Genomic DNA, 16,440 nt, shown 5'->3' with positions numbered 1-16,440 from the left:
GCCTGTCGACCGGCAAGCGCATCAACTCGGCCAAGGACGACGCGGCGGGCCTCGCGATCTCGACCTCGATGACCTCGCAGATCCGCGGCATGAGCCAGGGTATCCGCAACGCCAACGACGGCATCTCGCTGGCGCAGACCGCCGAAGGCACGCTGTCGGAAGTCGGCAACATGCTGCAGCGCGTGCGCGAACTGGCGATCCAGTCGGCTTCGGGCACTTACCAGACCTCGGACCGTGCGGCGATGCAGCAGGAAGTCTCGGCGCTGACCACGCAGATCAACGACAGCTTCACGCAGGCCAAGTTCAACGGCAACACGCTGATCTCGACCACCGCAGGCGCTGACCTGACCTTCAACATCCAGACCGGCTCGCAGGGCGGCCAGCAGGTCACGCTGACCTCCAAGGCGATCGACGGCACCAAAGTTTCGGCCACCGCGCTCGACGTGACCGATGCGACCAAGGCGGCGACCACGCTCACCAACGTCGATGCCGCACTGGCTGACGTCAACGCCACCCGCGCTTCGCTGGGTGCGGGCCAGAACCGCCTCGAATCGGCGATCAACAACCTGACCAACACCACCACCAACCTGTCCGACGCCCGCAGCCGCATCGAGGACGCCGACTACTCGGCCGAGACCACCGCGATGGCCAAGGCGCAGATCCTCTCGCAGGCCTCCACCGCGATGCTCGCACAGGCCAACCAGAGCCAGCAGAACGTCCTCTCGCTGCTGCGCTGATTTAACGCTTGCACTGCCTTCCTCCCCCGGAAGGCCCGGAAGCCCGGCGGTCGTTTCCCCCGACCGTCGGGCGTTTCCGTGTCGGCACAAGGTGACAGGTTTACACGGTTGACACGGTCCAGGGGCAAATGGTGTCACCTTGGGCCGGAAAGTGTCACCTTGCGGGGGTAAGGTGACACATTTTGCGCGAGATGTGTCACCCTGCGACCGGCAGGTGTCACCTTGTGGTGTAACCTTATGGGGGGCGGAGCGGTTCGACCGGGCATTGGCGCAAGGTATCGGACCGGGCGGGGTGTAGGAAAGCGGGCGTTCGGTTTGCCCAAATCCCGCCATACTCCATGTGCTACGTGGGCAGGCATGAACTATATCATGCTGGCCATTGCCATTCTCACCGAAGTGTTCGCCACGACTGCGATGAAACAGTCCGAAGGCTTCACCCGCCTGCCTTGGGCGGCAGCGACCATCCTCGGCTATGCCGTCGCATTCTATTGCCTGTCGCTGACGCTGCGCACGATCCCGACCGGCGTTGCCTATGCCATCTGGTCCGGGGCGGGGATCGTTCTCATTTCAGCTGCGGCGTGGGTCTTCCAGGGCCAGAAACTGGATACCGCCGCCGTGATCGGCATGGCCCTTATCATCAGCGGTGTCGTCGTCATGAACACCTTTTCCTCGGCCTCCGCGCACTGACGGGCATGCCGGGCGGCGGCCGTCCTCATCAGAACTCCACGTCGAGTTCCTCCATCTGCTCGGGTTCGGCCATCGCCGCCGCCACCCATTCGCGCATCGGCACCCATTCGGCGATGGTGCGGCAGTACGCTTCGCACGGTTCCGGCAGCGCCACCGCGTAGCTTACAAAGCGCGTCGTCACCGGCGCATACATCGCGTCGGCCACGGTGGGCTGCGCGCCGAACAGGAACGGGCCGCCGTAGCGATCTAGGCATTCCAGCCAGATCGCCTCGATCCGCTCTATGTCCGGACGCGCGCCGGAGAACACCGGGAACTTCGCGTGACGCACCTTCAGGTTCATCGGCAGCGCCGAGCGCAAGTTGGTGAAGCCCGAGTGAATCTCCCCCGAAATCGAGCGACAATGCGCCCGCGCGATCGGATCGGCCGGGAGCATCTGCGCATCGGGAAACCGCTCGTTGAGGAATTCCGCGATCGCCAGCGTGTCCCACACGCTTGCCCCCTGCCAAGTCAGGCGCGGCACCAGCACCGAAGGTGAGAGCAGCAGCAGTTCGGCGCGGTTGGCGGCATCGTTGGCGACCATCTTCTCGGTCACCTCCAGCCCGGCGAGGCGGCACAGCAGCCAGCCGCGCAGCGACCACGCCGAATAGGTCTTGCTGGAGATCGTCAGCGTTGCACCGGACTCGACCATGACCTGCCCCTTCATTCAGCTTGCATCGGGTTATGATGCAGCGCAGCATGATTGTACAACCGTTTGCGTGCACACTCGCCGAATCGCGAGGTGCCTGAGGGATATTGCGGATGCTCTATGACGCCTACCAGGCTTATTGCGACGCCCTCACCCCGGCGCGCCTGACCGCGCGGGCAGCGACGGGCTTTCGCGACAAGTTCCTGGGCGGGGCGAAGACGATGCCGATGGCGCGCCGCCTGTTCGCTCTGGCCGAGACGTTCGACAAATCGACCATCACGCACAAGCGCCCGCCTTACGGCATCGATGAAGTGCTCTGCGGCAATGCCATGACCCCGGTGGTCGAGGATGTGGCGCTGGCGCTGCCCTTCGGCGACCTGCTCCACTTCGCCAAGCCGGAGGTGACCACGCCGCAGCCCAAGGTGCTGGTGGTGGCGCCGTTGTCCGGCCACTTCGCCACGCTCCTGCGCAATACCGTGGAGACGCTGCTGCGCGACCACGACGTCTACATCACCGACTGGAAGAACGCGCGCGACGTGCCGCTCTCCGCAGGCAAGTTCGGGCTGGACGAATACATCGACTACGTCATCCGCTTCCTGCAGGAGATCGGCGATCCGGCGGCAAGGCGCGGCGCCAACGTGCTGGCGGTGTGCCAGCCCTGTGTGCCGGTTCTGGCGGCGGTGGCCATCATGGCGCAGGACGACGACCCGTGCCAGCCGCGCACCATGTCGCTGCTGGGCGGGCCGGTCGACGTGCGGGAATCGCCGACGGTGGTGAACGAGCTGGCCAACGCGCAAAGCTACGACTGGTTCGAGAACAACCTGATCCACACCGTGCCGTGGCGTTACAAGGGCGGCGGACGCAGGGTCTATCCGGGGTTCATCCAGCTGACCGCGTTCATGTCGATGAACATGGGGCGGCACAATGCGCAGTTCCGCAGGCTGTACCAGCACCTCGCCGACCTCGAGATGGAGGAAGCGGCGAAGATCGAGGACTTCTACGACGAATATCTCGCCGTGCTGGACATGACGGCGGAGTTCTACCTCGAAACGATCGACCGGGTGTTCCAGCAGGCGCAACTGGCGAAGGGAGAACTGATGCACCGGGGCCGCAAGGTGGACTGCGCCGCGATCCGCAAGACCGCACTGCTCACCGTCGAGGGCGAGCGTGACGACATCTGCGCGGTGGGCCAGACGGCGGCGGCGCACCTGCTTTGCACCAGCCTGAGGCCGCACTTGCGGCGCCACCACCTGCAGCCGGGGGTGGGGCATTACGGGGTGTTCTCAGGCTCGAAGTGGGAGCGCGAGGTCTATCCGCAAGTGCGCAGCATGATTTTGGCGATGGCGTGAGGACTGAGAAATTAGATTCTGGCTTGGGGCATAAAGCCGACATGTCCGGAGATAAGCTACGTCATCCTGAACTTGTTTCAGGATCCATCGTGCAGTCTGTACCGGAGCCAAAGGGCGCGAACCGAGCCATCGACCTACCCCGTCATCAACTGAGCCATCGGCTTGATGGACCCTGAAACAAGTTCAGGGTGACGTCGGGTTTGAATTGGACGGTTGCGGTTACGCTCCTCGCCGGAGCGTAGAGTAACGGGGCGATCTTTCGACCGCCCCCTTCCCTTATCAATACCCCTGCTTCGCCAGCCAAACGTCCACTTCCGGCATGCGGGTCTGGCCGACCTTGATGCGGTCCTGGATCTTGGCGATCGCCTCGTCCACCGGACGGCGCGAACCGGCCGCGAGGCGCTGCTTCGCATAGGCATCCAGCTTCGCCGGCATCGCCGGGTCCGCACTGCCGGTGGCGAGACGCCCGACGTAGCGCGTCGCGCCCGAGCTATCGACGCGGCTCATCACCGCATCGTAGTTGGCGAGGACGAAGTCGAACGCCTGCTCGGGGTGCTCGCCGCCGACGGCGCTGACGATCACCGGGCTGGTGGTCACGCCCGGCTCGTCGGTGAGCGACAGGGCCAGCGCCTTGTCGGTCAGCGCCTTATCGTTGGCACGGCCCAGCAGCGAGTAGAGCGTGGTCTTGACCTGCGCCGAAGTCTCCTCCTGCGCCATCGTGTGCAGCTTGTCCCAGGTCGCCGCGTCCGCGTTCTTGGCGACGACGGTGAGCACCGCGACCTTCACCGAGGGATCGATCGAGGCCGGATCGGCGAAGCGGCGACGTGCCTCGGCGACCACCGAGGGTTCGCCCAGCGTGCCCAGTGTATCGATCAGCGTGGCGCGCAGGTCGCCGGCGGTGGCCTGCTCGTCCGCCTTCGGCTCCCAGCCCAGCGTGTTCAGCACCGGCAGCAGGCGCGCGGAGGCGAAGCGCGAGAGCGCCGCCTTGCGCTTCGCGTTGTCCTTGGCGAAGTCGGCGAGGCCGCCGATCACCTTAGCCGCGCGCTCCATCACCTGCGGCGAGGCATTGGCGGGCAGGTTCTTCACGACGTCGAGCATGTCGGCCATCGGCTGGTTGCCCGCATAGCCGAGCGCCACCGCATCGTTGAGGATGCCGAGCTGGTCGACCGGCTGCACCGAAGCGATGCCCTTGGCGAGCCCGGCGAAGGTCTTCGCATCATAGAGCACGCGGTAGTAGCCCGACTGGCCCGCATTGACGACGACCGGACCGCAGCCCGCGACCTTGAGCGAGCCCTTGCCCTGCAGCAGCGTCTCCGCCTTGGAACCATCGGTGCCCGCAGCGCTGACCGGCACGCGCCAGGCGAGCGGCTGCTTGTCGGCGCGGTCGCGGGTGAACTCGCCCTGCTCCAGCGCCAGCGTGGTCGAACCGGCGCCGCACGAGGAGGTCACCTTCACCAGCGGAATGCCCGGCTGCAGCGTGAAGTCGTGCGCGATCTGGCTGATCGGCTTGCCCGAAGCCTTGTCGATCTCGCGCCACAGATCGTCGGTGACGGTGTTGGAGTGCTTGTAACGCGCCATGTAGGCCTGCACGCCCTTCTGCCACTCGTCCGAACCGGCATAGGCTTCGAGCATGCGGATCACCGCCTCGCCCTTGGCATAAGTGATGTTGTCGAAGGCCTGGCTGGCCTCTTCCACGGTCGCGATGTGGTGGATGATCGGGTGCGTGGTGACGTAGGCGTCCTGGTCCATGGCGCGCTCACGCTCGCCGGTGGCGGTGAGTTCGGGGTGCCATTCGGGGTGGAACTTCGCCGCCGCGCGGCTTTCCATCCACGAGGCGAAGCCCTCGTTCAGCCACAGGTCGTCCCACCACGACATCGTGACGAGATCGCCGAACCACTGGTGCGCCATTTCATGCGCGACGACCGTGAAGATGCGCTGACGCAGCGCGTTCGACGCGATCTTGGGATCGAGCAGCATCGCGTTCTCGAAGTAGAAGATGCCGCCCCAGTTCTCCATGGCGGAGAAGAACTGGCTGCGACCCGGCGCCGCGATGTGGTCGAGCTTGGGTAGCGGGTACTTCTCACCGAAGTATTCGTTCATCCACGGCAGCAGGTCGGCTGAGGCGCCCAGCGCATAGTCCGCCTGCGCCAGATCGCCCTTCTTGGTCAGCACGCCCACTTCGGTATCGCCCGCCATCTTGGTCTTGCGCTCGAAATCGCCGAGGCCGAAGAACAGCAGGTAGGTCGACATCTTGGGGCTGGTGCCGAAGGTCACGAGGGTCTTGCCGCCCCCCAGGTCCTTGCGGCTTTCCACCGGCAGGTTGCCGACGGCGACTTCCTCGGTCGGCACGATCGTCTTGAGGCTGAAGGTCGCCTTGTAGAACGGCTCGTCCCACGAAGGCATGAAACGGCGCGCGTCCGAGTTCTCGAACTGGGTGAACAGCGCGCGCTTGGCGGAACCGTCCGCCGCCTTGTAGTCGAGCGCGAAGAGGCCGTAGGCCTGCGTGTTGATCTTGCCCGCATAGTCGATCGCCAGCACATAGCTGCCCGGCGCGATGGGCTTGGCGAACCTGAAGGTCGCGGTCTGCGCGGCTTCGTCGATCGAGACGGTCGGCGTGCCGGCCTTCTTGCCGCCCTTGGTCAGCGTCGCCTTGGCGATGGCGAGGTCGGCGGCCTGCAGCGTGATCGTGCTGGTCGCCTCGACCACGTCGACGGTGATCGCGGCCTTGCCCGCGAAGGTCATCGCCTTTGCATCGGGGGTGACGGTGATGTCGTAGTGATTGGGGCGAACGTTGCGCGGAAGCTGCGTGGTCACCGTCTCGACCGTGGCGCCCTTGGTCGTGGAAGCCGTTGCAACGTCCTGTGCGGAAGCGGAAAACGGCAGGGCAACGCCGGCGAGAAGCGCCAGCGCGGCGCGACGATACGGTTTCTTCATGGACGACTCACACCAGATGGGGGGATGACGCCTTGCTAACGGCTCTGCTTCGCCGCGCAAGATATTTACCCGGATGCGCAACTTTCACGGGAGTGAACGCAATGTCATCCACTCTCCTTCGAATATGCACGGCTCGTCTCTTGCTCATGGACAGCGATCCGCTAGCTTGAGCCCCGCTATTCGGGGGAATTGAATACATGAAAGTTCGTTTGCCGTTGCTGCTCATGGCGGTGGTCTCCAGTCATGCCATGACGGATAACGCATGGGCCGGAGAGGCGATCCTCTACCAACCCGCTCCCGCTTGGGTGACCCCGGCGAAGATGCCCGAGAATGCCGGCCCTTCCTCTCCGGCGCTTCTGGTCTACGACGTGCAGCAGAAGGTCGAGGGCGGCCAGCTGTGGCAGTACATGGATACCGCCACGCGCATCGCCTCGCCCGAACAGCTCGCGCAGTTGTCCACCATCGCGCTGCAGTGGTCGCCGGACAAGGGCGACATCGTGATCCACGAGATGACGATCGTGCGCAAGACGACGACCGGCAGCGAAACCATCGACCTGCTCGCCACCGGCATGAAATTCGACGTCCTGCGGCGCGAGGAACTGCTTGAACAGCGTCAGCTCACCGGCCTGCTCAGCGCCACTGCCGCGATCGAGGGACTGCGCGTGGGCGATGTCTTCCGCCTGCGCTATTCCACCTCGATGCGCGACACGGTGCTGGGCGAACGGGTGCAGAGCGCCGTCTACCTGCCCGCGCGTCCGCTGCTGGTCGGCTCGGGACGGCTGCGCATGGTCTGGCCCGCTGCCGACAAGGACGCCCGTTGGCAGTTCCTGACCAAGGACGCCGCCGTGACGCCGAGACGCAATGGCGCGGCGATGGAACTGGAACTGCCGCTGCCGCTCGCCAAGCTGCCCGAAGTGCCTGACGACGCGCCCGCGCGCTTTGCCTCGCAGCCCCTGTTCGAGTTCAGCACGTTCGCCGGCTGGGCCGACGTCTCGCGCACGTTCGAACCGCTCTATCGCACGCAAGGGTTGATCGCCGATGGCTCCCCCCTCGCCGCCGAGGCCGACAGGATCGCCGCCGCCTCCAACGATCCGCTGGCCCGCACCCAGGCCGCGCTCCAGCTGGTGCAGGATCAGGTGCGATACTTCCTCGTCGCGATGAATACGGGTAACTATACCCCGCAGTCGCCGGACGAGACCTGGAAGCTGCGCTATGGCGACTGCAAGGCCAAGACCCTGCTGCTCCTTGCCCTGCTCGATCGCCTCGGCATCGAATCCGAAGCGGTGCTGGCCAGCCTTGCCAATGGCCATGACATCCCGCGTCACCTGCCGAGCGCGGGTGCCTTCGATCATGTGCTGGTGCGCGCGAAAGTAGGCGGCAAGTCCCTGTGGCTCGACGGCACCGGCCTCGGTTCGCGGATCGAGGACATCAACGACACGCCCGACATCGGCTACGTCCTGCCCCTGCGCACCGCAGGCGCGGAGCCGGAGGCGATCGAGACGCACGCCAATGCCCGCCCCACTTTCGAGATGGATGCGCTCTACGACGAAACCGCCAGCGGCGACCTACCCTCGGTCGTCTCGGCCACGCTGACGCTGCGCGGCGCGCCTGCGCTGGGCATCGGGCTTGCCTCCCAGTCGCTCGACCCCGACCAGCGCGACGAGATGATCCGTGCTCAGCTCAAGCAGGCGTTCGGCGACGGCCTGTTCACCGACCTCGCGCTCGAAACCTCTACGGAAAACGCCACCGCCGTCCTGCGCGGGCGCGGCATTCTCACGACCGCATGGCGTCAGCGCGATCGCCAGCGGCTGCGCGTCTACAACGGACTGCTCTCCGGCTTCACCTTCGCGCCGGACCGCGCGCGGGCGGAATGGCGCGGCCTGCCGGTCGCCACCTCGCGGCCGATGGGCATGACCTATCGCATCCGTGTCAAGCTGCCTGACGGCGGCAAGGGCTTCACGATGGAGGGCGTGCCCGATATCGACACCACCATCGGCGGCAGCCGCCTGACCGGCCACGCCACGCTGGCCGACGGCATCTTCACCTTCGCCGAGCGGCGCGACGCCACCGGCGCCGAAGTCCCCGTGGAACGCATCGCCACAGATCGCGGCGCGCTCGCCAAGATGCAGGCGCAAGTGCCGCAGGTCGTCGCATCCGCCGACACCACCCGCCGCTGGAACCTTGCCCATGCCGCGAAGGGCGCAACGCAGCAGGCGGCCATCGAGGCCGTACTCGCCAAAGTCATGGCCCAGAAGGACCCCAAGTCCGATCCGTGGGACGCCCGCGCCAGCCTGCGCAAGGGCATCGGCGACTACAAGGGCCCCCGCGCCGACCTCGACCGCGCGATCGAACTTTCCGCCGATGCCAACACATATCTCCAGCGCGCCTACGTCAACCGCGCGCTGCGCGACATTCCCGCCGCCATCGCCGATACCCGCAGGGCACAGGAACTCGATCCCTCCAGCGGTGCGGCGACGGCGATGCTCGCCGGGCTGCTGGCGGAAACCGGCGAGATCGACGAGGCCCGCACGATCCTGCAGGACAAGATCGCGCTTGGCGGCAACGAGCGCCGTTACTGGGAGTCGGAGGAAGTCGAGACGCTGGGCCTTTACGGAGACCCCACCGAGGCGCTGTCGATGCTCGACACGCTGATGACCAAGCGTCCCCAGAGCCCCGACCTGCTCAACCTCGCTTGCTGGGTGAAGGGCATGCGCGGCATCGATCTCGACGGTGCAGTGCGCCAGTGCGCCAGTGCGGTCGAACTGGCGGCCAGCCCCACCGGCCCGCTCGACAGCCGCGCGGTGGTATGGTTCCGTCTCGGCCGCTACGAGGACGCCCTGCGCGATCTCGACGCGGTCCTGCTCGATGCTCCCGGCCAGAGCGAGAGCCGCTACATGCGCGGCGTCGTCCTCGCCCACATGGGCCGCAAGCCGGAAAGCACCGCCGAACTGGCGGTGGCGCGCACGCTCAACCCGGCGGTGGACGTGCTGTATACGCGGCTCGGCATCAAGCCGTGAACCATCGGGGCATCCCAGCTTTCGCTTGCCTTTGCCCGGAAATCCGCTAAGGGCGCCCCTTCCCCGCAGTCCGAGCGACACGGGGAGACCCAAAGAAAGCCGGAGGGGCCTCGCAATCCCGCGAGTCGCCAGCGATCGGTTAGACTAGATAAAGGAAGCTGCCGTGGCTCTATATGAGCACGTGTTCCTGGCACGCCAGGACCTCAGCCAGGCGCAGGTCGATGCGCTTGCTGCCGCCGCCACCGAGATCGTCGAGTCGAACCAGGGCAAGGTCGTCAAGACCGAGACCTGGGGCCTCAAGAATCTCGCGTACAAGATCAAGCGCAACCGCAAGGCTCACTTCGTGATGCTGAACATCGAGGCTTCGGGCGACGTCGTCGCCGAGCTCGAGCGCCAGACGCAGATCAACGAAGACGTCATCCGCTACGTCACCATCCGCGTTGACGAGCACGAGGAAGGCCCCTCGGTCATGATGCGCAAGACCGACCGCGAGCGTACTCGCCGTCGCGAACGTGAAGGAGCCTGATCCACATGGCACGTGCATTCTTCCGCCGCCGCAAGTCCTGCCCGTTCTCGGGCAAGAACGCGCCGAAGATCGACTACAAGGACGTTCGTCTGCTCCAGGGCTTCATGTCCGAGCGTGGCAAGATCGTCCCCAGCCGCATCACCGCGGTTTCCGCAAAGAAGCAGCGTGAGCTGGGCCAGGCTATCAAGCGCGCCCGCCACATCGGCCTGCTTCCCTTCATCGTGAAGTAAGGGAGGGACCTACCCATGCAGATCATCCTCCTGGAACGCATCGAGAAGCTCGGCGCCATCGGCGACGTCGTCTCGGTCAAGGACGGTTACGCCCGTAACTACCTGCTTCCGAACAAGAAGGCCCTCCGCGCCAACGAGGCGAACAAGAAGGTCTTCGAAGCCAACCGCGCCAAGATCGAAGCCGACAACGCAGAGCGTCGTTCGGCTGCCGAAGCCAACTCGGGCAACGTCGAAGGCAAGCAGATCGTCCTGATCCGCGCCTCGTCGAACTCGGGCCAGCTTTACGGTTCGGTCTCGGTCCGCGACATCGTCGACGGCCTGAACGCCGAAGGCGCGAACGTGTCGAAGCAGATGATCGTGCTCGAGCGCCCGATCAAGACGCTCGGCATCTTCGACGTCAAGGTTTCGCTGCACCCCGAAGTTGCGGTCAACGTCAAGGTGAACGTCGCCCGTTCGCCCGACGAAGCCGAACTGCAGTCGCAGGGCGTGGACGTGATGGCCGCGATGTTCGAACAGGACGTTTCGGGCTTCACCGAAGCCTACGACCCGAACGCCGAACCCGGCGAAATCGCGGTCGAGGAAACCGAGGAAGAGGGCGAGGCCCAGGCCTGAGCCTTTCCTTCGGTTACCGAGGAATAGCAAAGCCCTCGTTCCCCAGCGGAACGGGGGCTTTTCCTTTTCGGGCGCTCCCTCTCCCCAATCACTTCGTCACCCTGAACTTGTTTCAGGGTCCATCGTGCCGCTTTGTGCGGGCGTTGAAATAGCAAACCGCACAGGCGGCTTCCCGATCTCAGCACCGACCTTTCGGCGAAATGGACCCTGAAACGAGTTCAGGGTGACGAAGAACCGGGTTAGAGATCGCGCCATGATCCATCCCGTCACGCTCGCCGACTACCGCACCGACCCCGCCCTGCGCGCGGCCATGCTGGCGCTGAATAACGCCCACGCCGTCGAACTGTCCTTCGCCGACGAGGCGCGTATGGCGATGCTGGTGGAGCAGGCCTTCCTCGCCGCACGGGTCGGAAATGTGGACGCCCTGCTCCTTGCCTTCGCGCCCGCAGCCGCATACGACAGCGCCAACTACCGCTGGTTCGCAGAACGCTACGCCAGTTTCGTCTACGTCGATCGCGTCGTCGTCGCTCCGGAAGCGCGTGGTCGCGGTCTTGCGCGCAAACTCTACGCCCATCTCTTCGACGCCGCGCGCGCTGCAGGGCACGAACGCATTGTGTGCGAGGTCAATTCCGACCCGCCCAACCCGGCGTCCGACGCCTTCCACGCAGCCCTCGGCTTCACACCCGTCGGCGAGGCTCTGCTGGAGAACGGCAAGACGGTGACCTATCTGGCACTCGGACTGTAGACCCGACCGTCATAACCCTGCCCTTATCCGCCCCTATTGCGCCGCAGCACGGAATGCGTAATAGATGGCCATGCAGAAGATGAAAGAAACCATCGCGGAATTGGTCCGCGTCTACGAAGCCGCCGTTTCCACTCTCAAGGCCGACATCGCCGCCTTTGTAGAGAACGGCACCCTCCCCCCAGCAGACCGCCGCGCGAACCGCCTCTGGACTTATCCTGAGCTGCGGATCACCTATCGCGGCACTGAACTCAACGCCCGCGCCTCCCGCGCGTTCGGGCGGCTTGAAATGGCCGGCACTTACGCCACCACGGTCACCCGCCCGCACCTCTTCGCTTCCTACCTCGAAGAACAGCTCGCGCTGATCGAGGCCGAATACGAAGTGGAATTCGAGGTCGCCGCGTCTACGCAGGAGATCCCCTTCCCCTACGTGCTCGAAGGCGTTTCGGTCGGCACCGTCACCCCGCAGGAACTGGCGAGCCACTTCCCCAGCACCGAACTGGCGATGATCGGCGACGAGATCGCCGACGGCACCTTCCTCGCCGCCGAGGATGAGCCGCACCCGCTAGCCCTGTTCGACGGGCTGCGCACCGACTTCAGCCTTGCGCGTCTGGCACACTACACCGGCACCAGCCCGGACCACTGCCAGCGCTTCGTGCTGTTCACCAACTACCACCGCTATGTGGACGAGTTCGTGGACTGGGCAGGCACGCAGGTCGGCTCGGACGGCTATGTCGCGCTTTCGGGCGCCGGCGGCCTCTATCTCGACGCGCCGGTTGAGAACGCCCGCGCGCGCCTGTCCGACACCGCATGGCGCCGCCACCAGATGCCCGCCTACCACCTCATCCGCAAGGACGGTTCGGGCATCACGCTGGTCAACATCGGCGTCGGCCCGTCCAACGCCAAGACCATCACCGACCACCTCGCGGTGCTGCGCCCGGAAGCGTGGCTGATGATCGGCCACTGCGGCGGCCTGCGCGAAAGCCAGCGCATCGGCGACTACGTGCTCGCCCATGCCTACTTGCGCGACGACCACGTGCTCGACCCAGTGCTTCCGCCGGAAATCCCGCTGCCCGCGATCGCCGAAGTGCAACTCGCACTGGCGCAGGCGGCCGAGGTGGTCAGCGGCGAAGGCGGCGCGAACCTCAAGAAGCGGATGCGCACCGGCACCATCGTCACCACCGACGATCGCAACTGGGAACTGCGCTACACCGAATCCGCCAAGCGCTTCTCGCTGAGCCGCGCGATCGGCATCGACATGGAAAGCGCCACGATCAGCGCGCAGGGCTACCGCTTCCGCGTGCCTTATGGAACACTGCTGTGCGTTTCCGACAAGCCGCTGCACGGTGAACTCAAGCTGCCTGGGCAGGCCAACCGCTTCTACGAGGAGGCTATCGCCAGCCACCTCAAGATCGGCCTCATCACCTGCGACCTGCTGCGCGAACAGGGCGACCGCTTGCACTCGCGCAAGCTGCGCGCGTTCAACGAACCACCGTTCCGTTAAGCACCGGCCGCAGGACCAGAACAGCAAAGCCGACCGTCGCGACCTGAGCGCCGGTCGGCTTTTTCGTTGCGCCTTTCCGAAAAGCGGCGGGCGGCCACTCACCCTCGCGGGATATATTCGTGGCGCGCCGCTGAACACGCAGAGCGCCTGTAGAACTTCACTGCGCACAGTCACGCGGATGTTCTGGCGACGGGTAATTTTATGCCCGCATTCCGAAACGCTCAAAGGTCCAAACGCAATCTTATTCCGAATGTTATCCGAAGCCTTCCAAACAGCCACAGAACATTTACTTTCGCGAATAATCCTGCATTCAATATAGAAATTGAGTTCGATGAACTTATTTTCAATGAAACATATGCAAAATGAATTTCACATAAATTTCACGTTTATTTCCAATATTGAAATAGATGTGATCGATATACAACGCCGATAACTCATTATCCGCACATCGATGATTATATGATGACAGTCTGATGCTTACGGGAGCAGACGCACTCGCCTGCTTCCGGCGTCGAGGATTTCGCACTGCCGGAATCTGCGAAAGGAGCATCAATGACCCCCCACATGAAGCGTCTGCTTCTGGCCTCGACCCTGCTGATGGGCCTGCCTGCGGCAGCGCACGCGCAGGACGAAGCGCCCTCCGCCACGGACGCGGCCGATGCCGGCGACGCGATCATCGTCACCGGCTCGCGCCTGCGGAGCGCCAACCTCGAGCAGGCGGCGCCGATCATGGCCGTGACCGCTGCCGAGATGAAGGCGACCGGCCAGGTCAACGTCGAGAACGTCCTGAAGGAAATTCCGCAGCTGGTCCCCGACCAGACCGGCGCCTCGAACAATCCGGGTGACGGCGTCGCCACCGCCAACCTGCGCGGCCTCGGCGCCCAGCGCACGCTGGTGCTGGTCAACGGCCGCCGCTACGTCTCGTATGACACCAACCAGATCGTCGACCTCAACACGATCCCGACCGCTCTGCTGGAGCGCGTCGACGTGGTCACCGGCGGCAAGTCGGCCGTCTACGGTTCGGACGCGGTCACCGGCGTCGTCAACTTCGTGACGAAGCAGGACTACGAGGGCATCCAGGCCAACGGCAACTACCGCCTGACCGACGCGGGCGACGGCGCGCAGTACACGGGCGGCATTCTGGCGGGCAAGAACTTCGCCGACGGTCGCGGCAACATCACCGTCTACGGCGAGTACAGCCAGCGCAAGGCGATCACGCAGGCGGCGCGCAGCTACACCAAGACGGCGATGACCGACGGCGACGACGGCACCCTCGTCGCGGGCGGCTCCTCGTCGATCCCGGCCACGCGCATGAACCTGGGCGGCACGAACTACAAGTTCGGGCAGGACGGCAGCTATTCGGCCTACGACAGCAGCACCGACGCCTACAACTACGCGACCGAGAATTACCTGCAGGTCCCGCAGAAGCGCGAACTCGTCTTCGCGCAGGCGCACTTCGACGTCAGCGATGCGCTGACCCTCTACGCCGAGGGCCAGTACGTCCACAACCGCGTCAAGAACCAGCTCGCGCCGACCCCGGTGACCGGCAGCTTCTCGATCGACAACGACAGCTCGTTCCTCTCGGCCGACAGCCAGGCGTTGCTGCAGGGCTACGACACTGACGGCGACGGCTACACCACCGCCAACATCTACCGCCGCCTGAGCGAGATCGGCGACCGCGTGCAGGTCACCGACAGCAAGGCCATGCGCGGCCTGATCGGCGCACGCGGCGACATCGGCCATGACTGGAGCTACGACGTCTACGCCAGCTTCTCGCGCACCCGGCGGACCGAGTACCAGTACGGCAACATCTCGCGCAGCCGTCTGCAGCAGGGCCTGCTGACGACCTATGACGCCGACGGCAACCTCGTCTGCACCGATACCAGCAACGGCTGCGTGCCCGTCAACATCTTCGGCGAGGGCAACATCAGCGACGCGGCGGTCGACTTCCTGTCGATCGACACCGTCAACCGTTCGACCATCACCGAGAAGGTCGTGAGCGGCGCGATCAGCAACAACAACCTGTTCGACCTCGGCGCAGGCCCGGCGGGCTTCGCCTTCGGTGCGGAATACCGCTCGGAGCACGGCAGCTACAACCCGGACGAACTGCTCTCCTCGGGCGACGTCGTCGGCTTCAATGCCAGCGACGCGACTTCGGGCGGCTACAACGTCAAGGAGCTGTTCGCCGAAATCGACGTGCCGCTGATCGCCGACAAGCCCTTCATCGAGCGCCTCGAATTCAACGGCGCGGCCCGTTATTCATACTACTCGACGGCGGCCAAGTCGGTGGGCACCTTCTCGGCCGGGCTCGTCTACGCGCCGATCAAGGACATCAGCTTCCGTGGCCAGTTCTCCCGCGCGGTGCGTGCGCCGACGGTGAACGACCTCTACAGCGGCAGCTCGCAGAATTTCGAGACCGCCACCGACCCGTGCTCGACCCCGGACGCGACCAGCTACTCCAACCTCTACGCCGCCTGCGTCGCGTCGGGCGTCGCCGCATCGGACGTGGGTAACGACGAGTACAACGCCGCAGCGACCCAGATCGAAAGCTACAACGGCGGCAACACCAAGCTGCGTGAGGAAACCGCGAACACCTACACCTTCGGTGTCGTGCTCCAGCCGCAGATGATCCCGGGCCTGTCGATCACGGCGGATTACTACCACATCAAGATCGACAACTTCATCACCTCGGTCGGCACCGCCAACCTGCTCACCGCCTGCTACGGCGACGCGGGCAACAACTACACGTCCTACGACAGCAGCACCTGTTCGCTGCTGCCGCGCGACAGCACCGGCACCATCGTCGGCGCCATCGACAACCTGAGCAACACCGGCGGCGTCAAGACCGACGGCATCGACTTCGACGCGCAGTACACCATCCCGCTGGCGTTCGGTCGCAACAACTCCAGCAAGCTGAACCTGCGCGTCGCGGGCTCTTACCTGATGAACTGGACGTTCCGCCCCATGGCCTCGCTGCCCGACCTCGTCGTCGATTGCGCGGGCAAGTTCGGCCTGAGCTGCAGCAACGTCTACGCCAAGTGGCGCCTCAACAGCCGCGCGACCTGGTCGACTGAGGACCTGAGCGTGTCGCTGGCATGGCGCCACCTCTCGGCCGTGGACGACGACACCGGCGGCTACTCGGTCGACCACATCCCGGCATACGACTACTTCGACCTCAGCGCGAGCGTCGACGTGGCCAAGCGCTTCACCTGGAACATCGGCATGAACAACATGTTCAACAAGAAGCCGCCGGTCCTTGGTGACAACCAGGAGCAATCGAACACCTACCCGTCGACCTATGACGTCTACGGCCGGACGTTCTTCACCGGCATCACCGTCGACTTCTGATCGAATGCACAGGGGCGATGCGAATCGCTCCTGTCCACCGGGAATGGATACGTCCTTGCGGCACTCGCC

General features: G+C 65.0%; 12 protein-coding genes. 10 read left to right on the top strand and 2 right to left on the bottom strand.

The window, feature by feature from the left end; all coding sequences use genetic code 11:
- A partial coding sequence (locus ACODRZ_RS01625; RefSeq protein WP_488971169.1) for a flagellin N-terminal helical domain-containing protein occupies window positions 1-737 on the top strand: 737 nt, incomplete at its 5' end.
- A gap of 357 nt (window positions 738-1,094) precedes the next feature.
- The gene (locus ACODRZ_RS01620; protein ID WP_069707543.1) at window positions 1,095-1,424 is read left to right on the top strand and encodes a DMT family transporter; all 330 of its coding nucleotides are present in this window, start codon (window positions 1,095-1,097) and stop codon (window positions 1,422-1,424) included.
- A 28-nt stretch (window positions 1,425-1,452) separates the two neighbouring features.
- Here ACODRZ_RS01620 and ACODRZ_RS01615 read toward each other — a convergent pair whose 3' ends face one another.
- Window positions 1,453-2,112: a glutathione S-transferase gene (locus ACODRZ_RS01615; protein ID WP_488971168.1), complete on the bottom strand. Its 660-nt coding sequence runs from the start codon at window positions 2,110-2,112 to the stop codon at window positions 1,453-1,455.
- A 110-nt stretch (window positions 2,113-2,222) separates the two neighbouring features.
- On the opposite strand from ACODRZ_RS01615, the gene ACODRZ_RS01610 reads away from it, so the two are divergent.
- Complete coding sequence (locus ACODRZ_RS01610; protein WP_488971167.1) at window positions 2,223-3,458, top strand: polyhydroxyalkanoate depolymerase; 1,236 nt, start codon at window positions 2,223-2,225, stop codon at window positions 3,456-3,458.
- A gap of 279 nt (window positions 3,459-3,737) precedes the next feature.
- Here the strand turns inward: ACODRZ_RS01610 and ACODRZ_RS01605 are convergent, their stop codons facing one another.
- On the bottom strand, window positions 3,738-6,392 hold the full coding sequence (locus tag ACODRZ_RS01605; RefSeq protein WP_488971166.1) for a M1 family metallopeptidase: 2,655 nt from the start codon (window positions 6,390-6,392) through the stop codon (window positions 3,738-3,740).
- 197 nt (window positions 6,393-6,589) lie between these two features.
- On the opposite strand from ACODRZ_RS01605, the gene ACODRZ_RS01600 reads away from it, so the two are divergent.
- From ACODRZ_RS01600 to ACODRZ_RS01570, 7 genes are all read left to right on the top strand, one after another.
- Complete coding sequence (locus tag ACODRZ_RS01600) at window positions 6,590-9,409, top strand: tetratricopeptide repeat protein (protein ID WP_488971165.1); 2,820 nt, start codon at window positions 6,590-6,592, stop codon at window positions 9,407-9,409.
- Window positions 9,410-9,572: 163 nt separating this feature from the next.
- Window positions 9,573-9,935, top strand: coding sequence for a 30S ribosomal protein S6 (gene rpsF / locus ACODRZ_RS01595; protein WP_429274295.1), 363 nt, complete (start codon window positions 9,573-9,575; stop codon window positions 9,933-9,935).
- Between the two features lie 5 nt (window positions 9,936-9,940).
- Window positions 9,941-10,165, top strand: a complete 225-nt coding sequence (rpsR, locus tag ACODRZ_RS01590; protein ID WP_007686754.1) for a 30S ribosomal protein S18 — start codon at window positions 9,941-9,943, stop codon at window positions 10,163-10,165.
- A 15-nt stretch (window positions 10,166-10,180) separates the two neighbouring features.
- A complete protein-coding gene (gene rplI, locus ACODRZ_RS01585) occupies window positions 10,181-10,777 on the top strand; it encodes a 50S ribosomal protein L9 (RefSeq protein ID WP_488971164.1) in 597 nt (198 codons plus the stop codon).
- Between the two features lie 253 nt (window positions 10,778-11,030).
- Entirely contained in the window at window positions 11,031-11,522 is a 492-nt protein-coding gene (locus ACODRZ_RS01580) for a GNAT family N-acetyltransferase (protein ID WP_488971163.1), read from the top strand.
- Between the two features lie 70 nt (window positions 11,523-11,592).
- Complete coding sequence (locus ACODRZ_RS01575; protein WP_488971162.1) at window positions 11,593-13,023, top strand: AMP nucleosidase; 1,431 nt, start codon at window positions 11,593-11,595, stop codon at window positions 13,021-13,023.
- Window positions 13,024-13,587: 564 nt separating this feature from the next.
- Entirely contained in the window at window positions 13,588-16,371 is a 2,784-nt protein-coding gene (locus ACODRZ_RS01570) for a TonB-dependent receptor (RefSeq protein ID WP_488971161.1), read from the top strand.
- Window positions 16,372-16,440: the final 69 nt, after the last annotated feature.

Source organism: Novosphingobium sp. FG90 (assembly GCF_057808725.1).
The sequence above is the reverse complement of the archived record's forward strand: the minus strand, read 5'-3'. Positions and strand labels throughout refer to the sequence as shown.